The 14,720-nt window shown below is 70.7% G+C and carries 16 protein-coding genes; 4 read left to right on the plus strand and 12 right to left on the minus strand.

All coding sequences use genetic code 11. The annotated features are described in order from the left end of the window. Window positions 1-67: 67 nt before the first annotated feature. Window positions 68-985, minus strand: a complete 918-nt coding sequence (locus tag H9I49_RS00485) for a M4 family metallopeptidase (protein ID WP_223128208.1) — start codon at window positions 983-985, stop codon at window positions 68-70. Between the two features lie 181 nt (window positions 986-1,166). Here H9I49_RS00485 and H9I49_RS00490 point away from each other — a divergent pair, with 181 nt between their 5' ends. Next, window positions 1,167-1,895, plus strand: coding sequence for a transporter substrate-binding domain-containing protein (locus H9I49_RS00490; protein ID WP_188028329.1), 729 nt, complete (start codon window positions 1,167-1,169; stop codon window positions 1,893-1,895). On the opposite strand, the gene H9I49_RS00495 is transcribed toward H9I49_RS00490, so the two are convergent. The 3 genes from H9I49_RS00495 to H9I49_RS00505 form a co-directional block, all read right to left on the minus strand. Beyond that, entirely contained in the window at window positions 1,834-2,262 is a 429-nt protein-coding gene (locus H9I49_RS00495) for a DUF779 domain-containing protein (RefSeq protein WP_223128278.1), read from the minus strand. The two genes, H9I49_RS00490 and H9I49_RS00495, sit on opposite strands and share 62 nt — an antisense overlap. Before the next feature lie 93 nt (window positions 2,263-2,355). Further along, entirely contained in the window at window positions 2,356-3,879 is a 1,524-nt protein-coding gene (locus H9I49_RS00500; RefSeq protein WP_188028331.1) for an aldehyde dehydrogenase family protein, read from the minus strand. A 196-nt stretch (window positions 3,880-4,075) separates the two neighbouring features. Next, window positions 4,076-5,353 carry a helix-turn-helix domain-containing protein gene (locus H9I49_RS00505; RefSeq protein WP_188028332.1) on the minus strand — a complete coding sequence of 426 codons (1,278 nt, stop codon included), beginning with the start codon at window positions 5,351-5,353 and terminating at the stop codon, window positions 4,076-4,078. Window positions 5,354-5,521: 168 nt separating this feature from the next. On the opposite strand from H9I49_RS00505, the gene H9I49_RS00510 reads away from it, so the two are divergent. Together H9I49_RS00510 and pip are read left to right on the plus strand one after the other, a co-directional pair. Further along, window positions 5,522-6,247 (plus strand): hypothetical protein, encoded by a 726-nt coding sequence (locus tag H9I49_RS00510; RefSeq protein WP_188028333.1) that lies wholly within the window; start codon window positions 5,522-5,524, stop codon window positions 6,245-6,247. A gap of 24 nt (window positions 6,248-6,271) precedes the next feature. Beyond that, window positions 6,272-7,237, plus strand: coding sequence for a prolyl aminopeptidase (gene pip, locus H9I49_RS00515; protein ID WP_188028334.1), 966 nt, complete (start codon window positions 6,272-6,274; stop codon window positions 7,235-7,237). Between the two features lie 95 nt (window positions 7,238-7,332). On the opposite strand, the gene rpmG is transcribed toward pip, so the two are convergent. From rpmG to H9I49_RS00530, 3 genes are all read right to left on the minus strand, one after another. Continuing rightward, window positions 7,333-7,500: a 50S ribosomal protein L33 gene (gene rpmG / locus H9I49_RS00520; RefSeq protein ID WP_141842295.1), complete on the minus strand. Its 168-nt coding sequence runs from the start codon at window positions 7,498-7,500 to the stop codon at window positions 7,333-7,335. Window positions 7,501-7,599: 99 nt separating this feature from the next. After that, window positions 7,600-8,199 (minus strand): cysteine dioxygenase family protein, encoded by a 600-nt coding sequence (locus H9I49_RS00525; protein ID WP_255523569.1) that lies wholly within the window; start codon window positions 8,197-8,199, stop codon window positions 7,600-7,602. Continuing rightward, window positions 8,196-9,086 carry an amidohydrolase family protein gene (locus tag H9I49_RS00530; RefSeq protein WP_370587372.1) on the minus strand — a complete coding sequence of 297 codons (891 nt, stop codon included), beginning with the start codon at window positions 9,084-9,086 and terminating at the stop codon, window positions 8,196-8,198. Before H9I49_RS00530 ends, H9I49_RS00525 begins: the two co-directional genes overlap by 4 nt. 216 nt (window positions 9,087-9,302) lie before the next feature. Here H9I49_RS00530 and H9I49_RS00535 point away from each other — a divergent pair, with 216 nt between their 5' ends. Then, the gene (locus H9I49_RS00535; protein WP_188028336.1) at window positions 9,303-10,310 is read left to right on the plus strand and encodes a LacI family DNA-binding transcriptional regulator; all 1,008 of its coding nucleotides are present in this window, start codon (window positions 9,303-9,305) and stop codon (window positions 10,308-10,310) included. A gap of 27 nt (window positions 10,311-10,337) precedes the next feature. On the opposite strand, the gene H9I49_RS00540 is transcribed toward H9I49_RS00535, so the two are convergent. From H9I49_RS00540 to H9I49_RS00560, 5 genes are read right to left on the minus strand one after another with little or no spacing between them, the layout of a single operon-like run. Continuing rightward, complete coding sequence (locus H9I49_RS00540) at window positions 10,338-11,267, minus strand: ABC transporter substrate-binding protein (protein ID WP_188028337.1); 930 nt, start codon at window positions 11,265-11,267, stop codon at window positions 10,338-10,340. A gap of 39 nt (window positions 11,268-11,306) precedes the next feature. Continuing rightward, complete coding sequence (locus H9I49_RS00545) at window positions 11,307-12,062, minus strand: ABC transporter permease (protein WP_188028338.1); 756 nt, start codon at window positions 12,060-12,062, stop codon at window positions 11,307-11,309. Further along, complete coding sequence (locus tag H9I49_RS00550) at window positions 12,059-12,703, minus strand: ABC transporter permease (RefSeq protein ID WP_188028339.1); 645 nt, start codon at window positions 12,701-12,703, stop codon at window positions 12,059-12,061. The genes H9I49_RS00545 and H9I49_RS00550 overlap by 4 nt, the downstream gene beginning before the upstream one ends. Continuing rightward, a complete protein-coding gene (locus H9I49_RS00555; RefSeq protein WP_188028340.1) occupies window positions 12,703-13,845 on the minus strand; it encodes an ABC transporter ATP-binding protein in 1,143 nt (380 codons plus the stop codon). Before H9I49_RS00555 ends, H9I49_RS00550 begins: the two co-directional genes overlap by 1 nt. Then, entirely contained in the window at window positions 13,842-14,552 is a 711-nt protein-coding gene (locus H9I49_RS00560; protein ID WP_255523629.1) for an IclR family transcriptional regulator, read from the minus strand. The genes H9I49_RS00555 and H9I49_RS00560 overlap by 4 nt, the downstream gene beginning before the upstream one ends. Window positions 14,553-14,720 lie beyond the last annotated feature (168 nt).

The raw sequence follows: 14,720 nt of genomic DNA on the forward strand, positions 1-14,720 counted from the left end.
CACACGGCGACGGCCCTCTCCACGTCCGGGAGGGGGCCGTCGGCGTGTGCCGTGTGGTGCAGCGGCGTCAGAGGATGCCGCGCGCCTGGAACGCCCTGGTGACGGCGTTCGCCGCCGCGTTGCCGTACAGGCGACGTGCAGCGGCGACGGTGTCCCCGGCCGCGTCGCGGAAGGACGTGTCCGGCGCGAACGCGAACTGCGCCTCGACGATCAGCGTCGACGCCTTGGTGTCGCCGAGTGCGGTGCGGATGTCCCACAGCGCCCGCGACCAGATCTCACCGTCGCGGTGGACCTCGCCACGCAGGTCCTCCGGGTAGTGCTTCGTGCCGTCGAGCCGGCGGAGGCAGTGCGGCACGGTGCTCGTGTAGGACACCGAGTCCCAGTCGGCGACGCAGGCCTCGGGCACCGCGGTCGGCGCACCGGCGGCCCAGCTGGTCACGACGACGGCGAGGTAGTCGCCGAACGCCTCGCCGATGGCGCCCGACTCGAGGTTGGTGCCGAAGCCCGGGACCTGCCCGTCCTGCACGGAGTGCCCGTACTCGTGGACGATGACCTCGGCGTCCTCGGCGTCGTCGACGCCGCCCTTGCCGAGCGTGATGTTGGCCTTGTCCTCGCGGAAGAAGGAGTTGTCGCCGCCGAACTGGTCGATGCGCACCTCGATCTGGCGCTGGTTCACCGGTCGCAGCGTGGACCCGAAGCCAAGGTGCTGAAGGTAGGCCTGGGCAGTCGTCACCCAGTGGTAGCCCATGACCTGCTCGAACTGGTCCGCGTCGCGGTGGTAGGCGGGGAAGGCGCCGCCGACGGAGACCGCGGCCTTGCCGGTGGAGCTCTTGACGCGGGCGTACGCGCCGGTGAGCGTGCCGGACCCGTCGAGGTCGGTCAGGGTGACCCGGTGGTATGCCGGGGCGAGCGCCGCATAGTCGGCGTCCTTCCGGTCGGTGAGCGTCTCGTCACCGAGGTCCTGCACGGGGTTCGGCAGGAACACGGTTCCGCCGGCCGTGTGGGTGTAGGGCGCTTGGGCGCCCTGGGCCGGCAGGGTGACGCCGACCGCGAGCGACGCCAGTGCGGCGACGCCCAGAGTGAGGGTTCTGCGTGCTATGGGGCCACTCTCCCCCTGCGCGAGGCCGCGCGCCAGCGTTCCGGGCAGACTGCCCTAGCCTGCCCCTGTGACCCCCAGCGCCCCGCCGCCCCACGTCGTCGACGACCTCGCGCCCGCTGGTGTCCTGCGAGCGTCGATCAACCTCGGCAACCCCGTCCTCACGACGGGCGACCCGGACGAGCCGGGCGGCGTGACCGTCGACATCGCGCATGCACTCGGCGAGCGCCTGAGCGTGCCGGTCGAGCTGCTCTGCTTCGACGCCGCGCGCAAGTCCTTCGAGGCCATGGCGACGGGGGCCGCCGACATCTGCTTCCTCGCCATCGAGCCGGCCCGCGAGGCGGAGGTCGCCTTCACCGAGCCGTACGTCCTCATCGAGGGTGTCTACGTCGTGCCGGGGTCCTCGTCCGTCCGGGAGGTCGCGGACGTCGACCGGGCCGGCGTCCGGATCGGTGTCAAGACCGGCTCGGCCTACGACCTGTTCCTCACCCGCACCCTCGAGCACGCCACGCTCGTGCGCGGCGACGAGGGCGTCGACGTGTTCGTCGCCGAAGGGCTCGAGGCGGGGGCCGGGATCCGTGAGCCCGTCACGGCCTTCGCCACCGAGCAGGGCGGCGTTCGCGTCGTCGACGGCGCGTTCATGCAGATCAGGCAGGCGGTCGGCACGACCCGCTCACGCTCGACGGAGACGGTCACCTTCCTGCGCGACGTCGTCGAGGAGCTCAAGACGAGCGGCTTCATCGCGGACGCCCTCGAGCGGTCGGGCCAGAACCGGGACCTCGCGGCCCCACCGGCCTGAGCCTCGGCGCACTGATCCCGAACGCCGCCAGCTCCTCGTCTGTGAGCAACCGCGAGCGGATGAGGAACCGGACCCCCTCCGGCGCCTCGGCCGAGAAGCCGCTGCCGCGACCCTTCACGACGTCCACCGTCAGGTACGTGTGCTTCCAGTACTCGTACTGCGACACCGACATCCAGAACGGCACCGGCTCGTCCAGACCCTCGACCGCCAGGTCACCGAGGTGCACGTCCGCTTCGCTCGTCAGGAACTCGCCGGCCGGGAAGCACATGGGCGAGCTTCCGTCGCAGCAACCGCCGGACTGGTGGAACATCAGCGGCCCGTGGATCCCGGTGAGGCGGCGGAGCAGGTCCGCCGCCTCACCAGTCAGGTCGACCCGGTTGCGGGAAGCCGACGGCTCACCGGGTCGCCCCGTCCCGACGGACGTGAAGTCTGGCCCATGGGAAGGCACGTCACGTCCCGCTCAGAAGAACCCGAGTGCGTCCGGGGAGTAGGACACGAGCAGGTTCTTCGTCTGCTGGTAGTGGTCGAGCATCATCTTGTGGTTCTCGCGGCCGATGCCCGACTGCTTGTAGCCACCGAACGCGGCGTGCGCCGGGTACTGGTGGTAGCAGTTCGTCCAGACGCGACCGGCCTTGATACCACGGCCCATCCGGTACGCCCGGGCGCCGTCGCGGGTCCACACGCCCGCCCCGAGACCGTAGAGCGTGTCGTTGGCGATCGACAGCGCCTCCGCCTCGTCGGAGAAGCTCGTGAGCGACACGACGGGCCCGAAGATCTCCTCCTGGAAGATCCGCATCGAGTTGTCGCCCTCGAAGACCGTCGGCGTGACGTAGTAGCCCTCGGCGAGGTCGCCGTCGAGCACGTTGCGCTCGCCGCCGGTCAGGACCTTCGCGCCCTCCTGTCGGCCGATGTCGAGGTAGGACAGGATCTTCTCGAGCTGGTCGTTGCTCGCCTGGGCGCCCATCGTCGTGTCGGTGTCGAGCGGGTTGCCCTGCTTGATCTTCTCGACGCGGGCCACGGCATCGGGCACGAAGTCGGCGTAGATCGAGCTCTGGACGAGCGCGCGAGACGGGCACGTGCAGACCTCGCCCTGGTTGAGCGCGAACATCGTGAAGCCCTCGAGGGCCTTGTCGTAGAAGGCATCCCGCTCTGCCGCGACGTCGTCGAAGAAGACGTTCGGGCTCTTGCCGCCGAGCTCGAGGGTGACGGGGATGATGTTCTGGCTGGCGTACTGCATGATCAGACGGCCGGTCGTCGTCTCGCCCGTGAAGGCGATCTTGGCGATGCGCGGCGACGAGGCGAGCGGCTTGCCGGCCTCGACTCCGAAGCCGTTGACGACGTTGACGACGCCCGGGGGCAGCAGGTCGCCGATGAGCTCGATGACCTTGAGGATCGACCACGGCGTCTGCTCGGCGGGCTTGAGCACGACGCAGTTGCCGGCCGCGAGCGCCGGGGCGAGCTTCCACACGGCCATGAGGATCGGGAAGTTCCACGGGATGATCTGGCCGACGACGCCGAGCGGCTCGTGGAAGTGGTACGCGACGGTGTTCTCGTCGATCTCGCTGCTCGAACCTTCCTGTCCTCGAAGGACGCCCGCGAAGTAGCGGAAGTGGTCGACGGCCAGCGGCAGGTCGGCAGCGAGAGTCTCGCGGACCGCCTTGCCGTTCTCCCAGGTCTCGGCGACGGCGAGCGCCTCGAGGTTCTCCTCGATGCGGTCGGCGATGCGGTTGAGGAGCAGCGAGCGCTCGCCGAGCGAGGTACGGCCCCAGGCGGGTGCTGCGGCGTGGGCGGCGTCCAGGGCCGCCTCGACGTCCTCCGCGGTGCCGCGAGCGACCTCGCAGAACGGCTTGCCGTTGACGGGCGAGACGTTCTCGAACCAGAGGCCCTTCTTCGGGTCGACCCAGTTGCCGCCGATGAAGTGGCCGTAGCGGTCGAGCACGGAGACGAGCGAGTCCGGCGAGCCGGGGGGCGCGTAGACGGTCATGGTGTTTCTCCCAACGTCCTTGGTGGTTCCCTTGCGGGGGTTGGCAGGGACGTTAGGCAGCGCAACGTTGCATCCACGTTGCGTGGCGTCACCGGCAGCCCGCGTATGCCGTGTGGTGGCGTCCCGGCAAACGCCGACGGCGCGTGCCGGGCGGGTGGAAAGAGCCCACTCGACTTCTCAGGTCGAGGGGGCAGTTTCACCCGCTTCCGAGCTCGCGGTCGAGCCGTTGGATCTGGTTCTGCACGAGCGGCATGAGCGGCGAGCCGGGGCCCAGGACGCGCGCCTGCGCCCGCCACATCTCGTAGTCGTCGGCGCCGGACGCCGACCGGGTCCACGCCGACATGAGGTCGGCGCGGCCGCTGCGGAGGATCGCCGTGCGCACGTCGCCCTCGATGCTCTCGCGCAGCCGCACGACGCCCGGGGCCACCGACCGCGGCAGGAGCGGGCCGCGGTAGGCCCGCATCGCGCTCGCGACGTCGCCTGCCGCGAGGTGGGCCTCGACGCCGAGCCAGTCGCCGGCGAGCCCGGCGACAAGCCGGTAGGGGCGCGACGCGAGCAGGTCGTCGCCGAGCAGGCTGCGAAGGCGGCCCATCTCGACCCGCAGCGTCGAGGCGCTGCTGTCCTCCTCGTAGAGCAGCACCGCGAGCTCGTCACCCGACAGCCCGCGCGGCGCCGAGGCCAGGAGCAGCAGGATCTCGCTGTGACGAGGACTGAGCCGTACGGTCTGGCGGCGGCCGCGGCCGTCGTCGATGGTGAGCAGCGTGTCGTTGCGGCCGAGGGACTCCATGAGGACGGTCAGCCCGCCGGTCGATGGCGCGTCGGTCGCAGGTGCGCCGCGCGCGCTGACCAGCAGCTCGCGGGCGAGCTCCGACTCGGCCATCCGCGCGGCGGCGCGCACCATGGCCATGGTCTGCGGCACGACGATCTGGTCGCCGCCGGTGATGTCGAGGACGCCGAGGATGCTCTGGTCCGACGGGTCGTGGATCGTCGTGGCGGCGCAGCTCCAGTGCTGCACGGAGCGCCGGAAGTGCTCGGCCCCGATGACGTTGACTGTGCGGTCGAGGCGGAGGGCAACCCCGGGCGCGTTGGTGCCGGCGAGCCGCTCGTCCCAGTTGCTGCCCTCGACGAAGCCGATCGACTCGGCGCGGCGGAGCACGCTGGGGGTGCCGCAGACCCACAGCAGCTGGCCCGCCGCGTCGGAGACGGCCATGACCGCGTCGCAGTCGCGGGCTGCCTGGCCGAGCACGTCGTCGAGGAGCGGAAAGACTCGAGCGAGAGGGTGCGCCTCACGGTGGTCGCGCAGGGTGTCGCCCGGCAGCGTGATCGGCGCATCCACCGTGTCGACGTGCACCCCGGCGGCCGCTGACCGCAGCCACGAGTCGGCGACGTGGGCGCGGACCCCGCTGCGCCCGGCGTCGGTCTGCGCCTCGGTGTGCGCGCCGGGGTGCGCGTCGGGGTGCGCGTCGGCGGGCATGGGCTGATTGTGCACGCCGCACGCCACCGGGGCGACAGATCTGCGTGGAACGCCACAGGTGGGCAGAGCGGGGGCAGGTTATCCGGAAAGGGTGGTCAATCACCGGAATCAGGCGCACCATGAAGAGAACCCGCCCGCAGGATCCAAGGGAAAGTCCGAGGAGCGACCATGTCACGACGTTCCAGTTTCGTCCCCGACGGTGTGCCGGTTCTGTCCCGAGGACGCCACCGCAACGCGCGCAAGGGCGCCTGCTTCATGGAGATGGCCTCGTTCCTGGCCGGTGAACGCTGGAGCGACCACCCGTCGTGCACCCACCCGGTGCTCGCGACGCTCGCTCGCTGCGTCAACGACATGCTCGACGAGACCCACCGGCAGCGGCTCGTGACGATGATCCCCGAGGTCGTCGGCCTCCACCCGGACGACCGACGTGTCCCGACCGCGCTCGTCCTGACCGCAGCCCGCGCGGCCCTGCCCGTCGCTGCGCAGGAGCGCCAGAACGTCATGGCCCTCGCGATCCTCAACGCGGAGGGCATCCTCGCCGAGCAGGACGGCCGCTCCCCCGGTGAGCTCTCGAAGCCCTCCCGGACCGCGCTGGCCACGTCGCCGGCCGCCGAGCGCTGGGCCCGGATCCACCTGGCTCGTGTCGGGTTCAACCCCGCGACCATGCGCCCGTCGAGCGCCGCCAAGATCGTCGCCCTGGCCGTAGACGGCATCGCCCGCGCCTGCGTCGACGACCCCGAGGACCGTCTCGTCCAGCTGCTCCGCGACGGCATCGACGCGACGGCGGCCTTCGTGCCGGTCGCCCCTGCGCCGGTCATCGTCTCCTGGGCCCAGACCGGCACGGTTCACGCAGCCGTCGAACCCACCCGAGGGGCCGGGACGCTCACGCGCTGAGCCCCGCGGTGGCATCCTGACCCGATGCACGCTGCCCACGAGCCCTACGAGACCGGCACCCTCGTCACCGGCGACGGACACGAGGTGCACTGGGAGCAGTCCGGCAACCCCGGCGGGACGCCGCTGCTCGTCGTGCACGGCGGCCCGGGTTCGGGAGCCTCATCCTGGTGGACGCAGTTCTGCGACCCTGCGCGCTACCGCGTGGTCCTCGTCGACCAGCGCGGAGCGGGCCGCAGCCGCCCGCACGCCGGGGACTCCCTGACTGCCCTGCGGCACAACACGACCGCCCACCTCGTCGCCGACTTCGAGCGGCTCCGCGAGCAGCTCGGCATCGACGCGTGGGTGCTGTTCGGTGGGTCGTGGGGCTCCACGTTGTCGCTCGCGTATGCCGTGACGCATCCCGAGCGGGTGCGCGCGCTCGTGCTGTGGGCCGTCGTGACGACCCGTCGCCACGAGATCGAGTGGCTGACGCACACGATGGGGCAGGTCTACCCCGCAGAGTTCGATGCGCTGCTCGCCGCGTTGCCGGTCGATGCCGACCCGGCCAACGTGCCGCTGGCGATGAACCGGCTCCTGCTCGACGACGACGCGGAGGTCGCCGACGCCGCGGCCGGCGCGTGGTGCGCCTGGGAGGACCGGCTCGCGACGCTCTCCGGCCCGGTACGACGGAGCCAGCGCTACGCGGACCCGCGCTTCCGGCTCGGCTTCGCCCGGCTCGTCACCCACTACTTCGGGCACCACGCCTTCCTCCCCGACGACGCGATCACCGGTCACCTCGACCTGCTGGCCGAGACCCCGGCGGTCCTCGTCCGCGGCCGGCTTGACATCGCCTCTCCGCTGCGGGTCGCGCACGAGCTGGCCCGGGCCCTGCCGCTCGCCGAGCTGCACGTGGTCGAGGGCGACCCACACGGCCCCGGCAGCGAGGGCGAGCAGATCCTCGTCGACGCCCTCGACCGTCTCGCGGCCGCGCCGGCGCCCGCCGCCCGCTGAGCTCACCCGCCCACCCGAGCGGGGTGCCGGCATACGCCGATGGCCACGTCCGGAGGGACGTGGCCACCGAGGTCACCGGCCGGGAGAGGCCGCGGTCAGCGGGTCTCGCGGAAGTCGACGTGCTCGCGCGCGACGGGGTCGAACTTGCGCAGGACGAGCCGGTCGGGCTGGGTGCGGCGGTTCTTCGTCGTGACGTAGCTGAACCCGGTGCCGGCGGTCGACCGCAGGGTGACGACGGGACGTAGGTCAGTTCGCTTGGCCAAGGGACTTCTCCTCTGCTCTCAGGGACGGGCGCTCACTCGTCGAGACTGAGAACCGTTCTCGCACCGTCGGCATTCCCGCGGCTCTGGGTCCACTTCTGCTCAGCGGCTGTTGCCGAGGGGACGGAGCTCGTCGGCATACGACACGGACGTGCGACGCAGCACGCCGCTCGCGGTGAGGACGTACTGACCCATGCGCCACAACGGGGGTGAGTAGGCGTGGATGGACACCGACCCGGCAGCGAGGCCGGTGAGGCGGTGGATGTGCTCGGCACCGAACGAGTACGCGAGTCCCGCCACGACCTCGGTCCGGGCCAGGGGGACGCCGACCGTGAGGTTGTGCTCGACGAGTGCACCCTCGGCCACGGCGACCGCGCCGGACGAGATGTCGTGGTCGTGCCAGCCGGTGTCGTTGGCTGGTGTCCAGCACAGCACCCAGACATCCACGTGCGCGTCCCGATGCAGAGAGACGTAATGACGTTCGGTGTCGCTGAACGTCACGTGCCCGGCCCACAGGGCGCGGTCACGGGCGATCCAGGTCGCGAGCTCGAGGAGCTCCTTCTGGTCGAGGTCGCGTGGGGGAAGGCGGTCCAGCGTGACGCCGGCGGGCACGTCCTCATGCCGCACTGCGGCCTGGGCGGGGAGTCTGTCGAGCTCCAGACCCGAGGCGTCGGAGGGTGCGACGGGAATGGTCATGGTCATGGGGTGCCTCCCAGGAGTAGTCGACGCGGGTTGGTGGACTGGATGGACCTGGCGGCAGCGCGGCCGAGCCCAAGGCCCTCGGCGTCGACGGGCCGGCCGTAAGGCCGGTCGCTGCCGAGGACGATGCCGTCGACACCGAGCACGCGGGTCAGGGCGTCGATGGCCTGGCGTCCGTAGGACGACGTCTCCACGAAGACCCCGGGGTCGATCCGGCCGACGGCTCCGCCGCGGGCTACGAGGCGTTCGTGGTGTGCGGGTGCGAGGCCGGCTCCGGCGGCGAAGCAGATCCGCAGGTCCGGCAGGAACGACCGGCCGACCTCCTGCCACGCCCACCAGGCCGCCTGCAGCTGCGTCGTGTACGCGACGACGGACGGCCACCAGGGAGGCAGTCGACCGGGCTCCTGCAGACCGGCGGGTCCCGGATGGACGAAGACGGGGCGACTCTCGGCCTCGCACACCGCGAGGGTCGGGGCAAGGGTCTCGAGCAGGCTCGGCGTCGCAAGCCAGGTGGCCGGCACCTGGAGGCCGACGAAGTGGGTCTGAAGGTGGTGCTTCAGCTGGAGCAGGTCGGGGTGCGCGCACGCCACCGACGCCCAGGCCGCGAAGGGTTCAGGCAGGCGGGCCACGCCGTCATGCCAGGCCTCGAGCAGCGGCGCCCCTTCTTCGGTGGGGAGCGACTCGATGCCGAGGGGCGCCGACAGTGACAGCAGGCAAAGACCCCGGCTGTCGGTTTCGAGGGAGCCCCGCACCCCGAGGTCGTGGTCGTCGGGATTCACGCGGAGCGGGGCCTCGCCGTCAAGGTGGAGGACCCAGCCCGCGAGCCGCGGCGCAGACCTGCGACGGCGAAGGACCTCGACGAGCTCTTCGGGCCACAGGTGTCCGTGCACGTCGATGGTCCGCCCCTCGTCCGTGCTGGCCTCCAGGGCGGTCCTCCACGCAGCGGGCCAGCCTGCCGCCCTCGCGGCGGGTGCGACCCCTGGTCCGTGCCCGCGCATCACACCCCTCTCAATGTGGTTAAGCGCTTCACTTAATCCCTTCAGTGAATCGCTTAACCATCGGTCGCGTCAAGAGACCGGCGTCCCAGGTTCCGCTAGGTTGACCACGTGAACGAGCGAGAGCGGCGACCGACTCTCAGCGACATAGCTCGCGAGACCGGGTTGTCGACCGCAGCGGTGTCGTACGCCCTTCGCGGCCTCCACGTGCCGGAGGAGACCCAGACGCGCGTCCGCGAGGCCGCCGAGCGGCTCGGCTACGAGGTAAACCCGATCGCACGCGCGCTGGCGTCAGGTCGCACGGACACCGTCGGGCTGCTCTGCGGCTCGTTGGACGACAGCTGGCAGCAGGCCGTGGTCGCGGCCCTCGTCTCCGCGCTGCCGCTGGCCGGGCTCCGGGCGATCATCGTCGACGCGGGATCCGACCCCGAGCACCAGCTCGCCGAGGCCCGCCGCCTGGTCAACCAGCGTGTCGACGCCGTCATCGTCATGCCCATCGACCCAGCGGCCGCGGAGTGGCGCGACATCTCGGACGCCGTGCCCGTCATCACGGTCGGCGATGCACTGCCTCGTGCTGCCGCGGCCGCGCAGGTCGTCTACGACAACGACTTCGGCGTGCGCGACGGGCTCGTCCACCTCGCCCGACTCGGCCACCGCCACATCGCCGTCCTCTCGCCCAACGACGTCCACACCCCCGACCGGCCCGCCGAGGACGTCGCCAGGCAGGTCAGCCGAGAGCTCGGGGTCCGCGTCAGCGTGCACACGGCCCTGCACGACCTCGACTCAGCCACTGCCACTGCACGCGAGGCGCTCGAGTCCTCCGACCCCCCGACCGCCTTCTTCGGCCTGGCCGACTCGATGGCCTGGGGCGTGTACGCCGCGGCGGGCGAGCTGGGCCTCACCATCCCCGACGACGTGTCTGTCATCGGCTACGACGACACCCCCGTGTCCCGGCTGCTGCGGCCGGCCTTGACCACGTATCGCTGGCCGATGGACGAGCTGGTCGAGGCGGTGGTCGGTCGCACTCTCAAGGCCGTCGAGGGCCGGGGCAGGAGCCGGAAGCTGGTGATCAGCCCGACTCCCGTCCCGCGCGACTCGACGGCTGCCCCCACGGCCTGATCCCGACGGAGGCGGGGTCGCCGGCGATCAGCCCAGCGAGGCCTTCTTGAGAAACGCGTCGGCCACGTCTTCGGCGTCCTTCTTGTCGATGACGACCTCCTTGACCAGTCCGGCGAGGGTGGCCGTGTCGAGCTTGGCCGAGACGGCGTTGAGCGCCGCCGAGATGGTGTCGTTGACCTTCGACTTCGTGATGAGCGGAACGACGTTCTGCGCGGCGAAGAAGGACTTGGGGTCCTCGAGCGCGACGAAGCCGTTAGCAGGGATGTTCGGGTCGGTCGTGAAGAGGTTGGCCGCCTGGACCTGGCCGTTCTTCAGCGCCTGGACGGTCAGTGGGCCACCCGCGTCGAGGGCCTTGAACTCCTTGAAGGTGAGGCCGTACACCTTCTTGAGCCCGGGCACGCCGGACTCGCGGGTCTTCCACTCCGGCGGGCCGCCGAGGACGATGTCCTTGGCGACCGGCGCGAGGTCGGCGATGGACGAGAGGGAGTACTTGGCCGCGGTCTCCTTCGTCACCACCACGGCGTCCTTGTCCTCTGCGGCGGACTTGTCGAGCACCGTGAGCGTCGCCGGCAGGGCCGCCTTCAGCTCCGCGTAGACGGCCTCGGAGTCGCTCGCCTTGGCAGCCTTGTTGAAGTACTGGTCCAGGACTCCGGTGTACTCGGGGACGAGGTCGATCGAGCCGTCCTGGAGCGCCGGGATGTACGTCTCGCGACTGCCGATGTTGGGCTTCGTCTCCACCGTGACGCCCTTGGCCTTGAGCGCCCCGGCGTAGATGTCCATGAGCAGCTCCGACTCCGGGAAGTTGGCGGAACCGACCACGACGGCGCCACCGGACCCTGCTGAGCCGGCCTTGGTGGGCGCGTCCAGCGGGCTTCCTCCGCCGCCGGAGCCGCAGGCGGTGAGGCCGGCCAGAGCCAGTGCCGAGACTGACACGAGAATCGCCTTGCTGTGCTTCATAACCTTCTTCTCTTTCCTGTGGACGCTGACCGGACGGGATCAGTTGACGGTGCCCACCGTGACGGTGGTGGTCGAGAGGGAGTCGTCGGTGGACCTCACCGCGGCGCGGTCGCGGCGGGTCCGGTGGCGGCCGGTGATGCCGCGCGAGACGACGAGTCGTTGGATGACGGCGACGACCAGGTCGATGGCCAGTGCAAGGGCGGCGACGAGGACAGCTCCAGCGGCCATCTGTGGGTAGTCACGAACCGAGAGCCCGTCGATGAGGAAGCGGCCGAGGCCGCCGAGGCCTGCCGTCGCCGCAATGGTCGCCGTGGCGACGACCTGGAGCAGGGCGGAGCGCAGGCCGGAGAAGATCAGCGGGAGGGCACACGGGATCTCGACCTTGAAGAGCACCTGGCTGCCCCGCATCCCCATCCCGCGGGCGGCATCCCGTGCGGCAGGGTCGACCTCGTCGATGCCGGCATACGTGCCGGCCAGCATCGGTGGGATCGCGAGCACGATGAGGACGATGAGGCTCGGCAGGAGGAAGGCGAGGTCGCCGGAGAGGTTCGGCCCGAGCCACAGCACGATGAAGTAGAGCAGGCCGAGGGTCGGGATGGCGCGGGCGAAGCCCGAGATGTTGACGACCGCGAACCTGCCGCGGCCCGTGTGGCCGATCCACATGCCTGCCGGGATCGCGATGAGAGCGGCGATGCCGGTGGCGAGCAGGGCGTAGCCCACGTGCTCACCGAGCCGCTGGATGATGTCGTCGCGGTTGGCCGCTTCGCCGAGCCAGCTGACGATGTCGTTGATCATGAGGCCGTCCTCGCTCGGGTCCAGGGCGTGAGGAGGCGGGTCACGACGACGATGACGATGTCGAACACCAGCGACAGCACGCCACACGCGACGATGCCGGTGATGATCGGCGGGAAGAAGTCGCGGTTGAAGCCGTCGGTGAAGAGGGAGCCGAGCTGCGCGACGCCGATGATGGCCGCGACGCTGACGATGCTGACGTTGCTCACGGCTGCGACCCGCAGACCCGCCGAGATGACCGGGACGGCCAGCGGCAGCTCGACCCCGAGCAGCCGCCGGATGGGCCGGTAACCCATGGCGTTGGCGGCGAGCCGCACGTCGTCGGGGATCGCGCCGAGACCGTCGGCGACCGTGCGCACCAGCAGCGCCACCGTGTAGACCGTCATGGCGACGAGCACGTTGACGGGGTCGAGGATCCGCGTCCCCAGGATGCCCGGAAGCAGGATGAAGACGGCCAGCGAGGGCAGCGTGTAGAGCAGTCCGGTGCCGACGATGAGTGGTGGGTAGGCCCAGGAGAAGCGACGCGCCAGCCAGCCCAGCGGCAGCGCGATGAGCAGTCCGATCAGGAGCGGGACGCCGGCGAGGTAGGCGTGCGTGACGAGCAGCTCCCAGACGTCATCGAGGTGCGAGGTGAACCAGTCCATCAGTCGGCCTTCGACTCCGACACGACACCCACGCCCTCCGGGGTCGACACGCGTTGATGGCCCGCGCTCGCCTCGATGGGCTCGATCAGGTCTCGGGCGCGCACCGTGCCCACGAAGACGCCGTCGGGGCCGACGATGACACCGCGCCCGGAGGGCGCCGAGAGAGCGGCGTCGAGAGCCTGCCTCAGGGAACCGTCGGTCGGAGCCACCGTGCCGCCACGATGAAGGGCCTCGCGGTTCACCGGGCCGTCGAGGCGCTCACGCTCGACCCAGCCGAGCGGGTGGTCCTGCTCGTCGAGGACGAGGACCCACGGGTCAGCCGTGGCCGCCCTGGCATCTGACGGGTCCGCGCCGAGGCGGATCGTGGGCTCTGCCCTGGTCGGGAACGCCGCGCTGCGGAATCCCAGCGTGCGATAGCCCCGGTCGCGCCCGACGAAGTCAGCGACGAAGTCATCCACGGGCCGGGCCAGCAGCTCCTCGGGGGCGGCGAGCTGCGCGAGCGTGCCACCGACCCGGAGGACGGCCACCTGGTCTCCGAGCTTGATCGCCTCGTCGATGTCGTGGGTGACGAAGACGATCGTCTTGCCGATCTCGCCCTGCAGCCGCAGGAACTCCTCCTGCAGCTGGTCGCGCACGATCGGGTCGACTGCGCTGAAGGGCTCGTCCATGAGCATCACCGGCGGGTCGGCGGCGAGGGCGCGCGCCACTCCGACGCGCTGCTGCTGACCTCCCGAGAGCTGGGAGGGGAATCGCTTGGCGAACGACTGGGGCAGCCCGACACGCTCCATCAGCTCGAGGGCCCGGCTGGTCGCCTTGGCTCGATCCCAGCCGAGCAGGAGGGGGACGGTCGCGATGTTGGCGACGATGGTGCGGTGCGGGAAGAGTCCGGCGTGCTGGATGACGTAGCCGATCCCACGGCGCAGCTCGGCGCTGTCGATGGTGGACGTGTCACGGTCGTCGACCAGGATGCGGCCGCCAGTCGGCTCGATCATCCGGTTGATCATGCGCAAGGACGTGGTCTTGCCACATCCCGACGGGCCGACGAGCACCGTGATCTTGCCCGTGGGGGCCGTCAGGCTGAGCTCGTTGACGGCAATGGTGCCGTCGGGATACTCCTTCGTCACTGACTCGAACCGGATCATCGGCTCGTCACCTCATTCGTGTGGTGGGTCGGGAACAGGGTTCGCGCGATCGTTCGAGCCTCCACGGCGACGGCAACTCCGACGTCACGGGTTCGTTCTGGGTCAAGACGATACGAGGGGCCGACGACATTCAGGGCCCCAGCGATGCCACCCATCCACGCGATGGGGGCGGCAATGGCCGTGACGTCCTCCTCGACCTTCGAACGCACCACCACGTAGCCGCATTCCGGCGTGCGGCCCTGGAGTGCCGCGCCGATGGCCGTGCCGTCCACGGGCACGGTGCGTCCGACCCAGCCGGCATGTCGGATCGAGAACGTCCCCTCGGCCATCGCGATGTACACGGCCTCGTCAGGTCGTCCGGCGATGCCGAGGTACGCGGACTCGCCACACTGCGCGCTCAGGCGCTGCAGGGCCGGCTCGGCAACCTTGACCATCTGGTTGCGCCCGAGGGCGTAGGCCCCGAAACGGAAGGAGAGGGAACCGGGGTGGAAGTCGCCGCTCTCGTCGCGGCTGACGAAGTCGAGCCCCTCGAGCGTGCGCAGCAGGCGCAGGGCAGTCGTCGGCGACAACCCGACGGCCTTCGCGCAGGCCGACAGGCTGGTCGGGGCGGACTCACAGACGTGGGCGAGGAGGGCGAGCGCACGTTCGACAGAACGCGTGGCGGCGGCTCCGGGAGCCGCCGCAGGCGCCGGACCGGGCGACGGCAGGGGATGGCCCGCGGTTCGTATTGCGGTGGAGCGTGCTGGTCGTGTCATGGGTGACACCTCGTCGTGCGATCGAGTGGGGAAGCAGTCCGAGCGTTTCACTGTGCGGTATGTCTTTGCTGCACAGTGGCAGTCTGGCACACTGACCACAGGGCGCGACACCCTGTGCCA

The sequence above is a fragment of the Terrabacter sp. MAHUQ-38 genome, from assembly GCF_014518425.1.
GTDB lineage: Bacteria > Actinomycetota > Actinomycetes > Actinomycetales > Dermatophilaceae > Terrabacter.

What these genes read in the sequence shown, in the direction of transcription:
- H9I49_RS00500 (WP_188028331.1), bottom strand. Translation starts at nt 3,879, where the DNA reads ATGACCGTCTACGCGCCCCCCGGCTCGCCGGACTCGCTCGTCTCCGTG.
- H9I49_RS00505 (WP_188028332.1), bottom strand. Translation starts at nt 5,353, where the DNA reads ATGCCCGCCGACGCGCACCCCGACGCGCACCCCGGCGCGCACACCGAG.
- H9I49_RS00510 (WP_188028333.1), top strand. Translation starts at nt 5,522, where the DNA reads ATGTCACGACGTTCCAGTTTCGTCCCCGACGGTGTGCCGGTTCTGTCC.
- pip (WP_188028334.1), top strand. Translation starts at nt 6,272, where the DNA reads ATGCACGCTGCCCACGAGCCCTACGAGACCGGCACCCTCGTCACCGGC.
- H9I49_RS00525 (WP_255523569.1), bottom strand. Translation starts at nt 8,199, where the DNA reads ATGACCATGACCATTCCCGTCGCACCCTCCGACGCCTCGGGTCTGGAG.
- H9I49_RS00540 (WP_188028337.1), bottom strand. Translation starts at nt 11,267, where the DNA reads ATGAAGCACAGCAAGGCGATTCTCGTGTCAGTCTCGGCACTGGCTCTG.
- H9I49_RS00545 (WP_188028338.1), bottom strand. Translation starts at nt 12,062, where the DNA reads ATGATCAACGACATCGTCAGCTGGCTCGGCGAAGCGGCCAACCGCGAC.
- H9I49_RS00550 (WP_188028339.1), bottom strand. Translation starts at nt 12,703, where the DNA reads ATGGACTGGTTCACCTCGCACCTCGATGACGTCTGGGAGCTGCTCGTC.
- H9I49_RS00555 (WP_188028340.1), bottom strand. Translation starts at nt 13,845, where the DNA reads ATGATCCGGTTCGAGTCAGTGACGAAGGAGTATCCCGACGGCACCATT.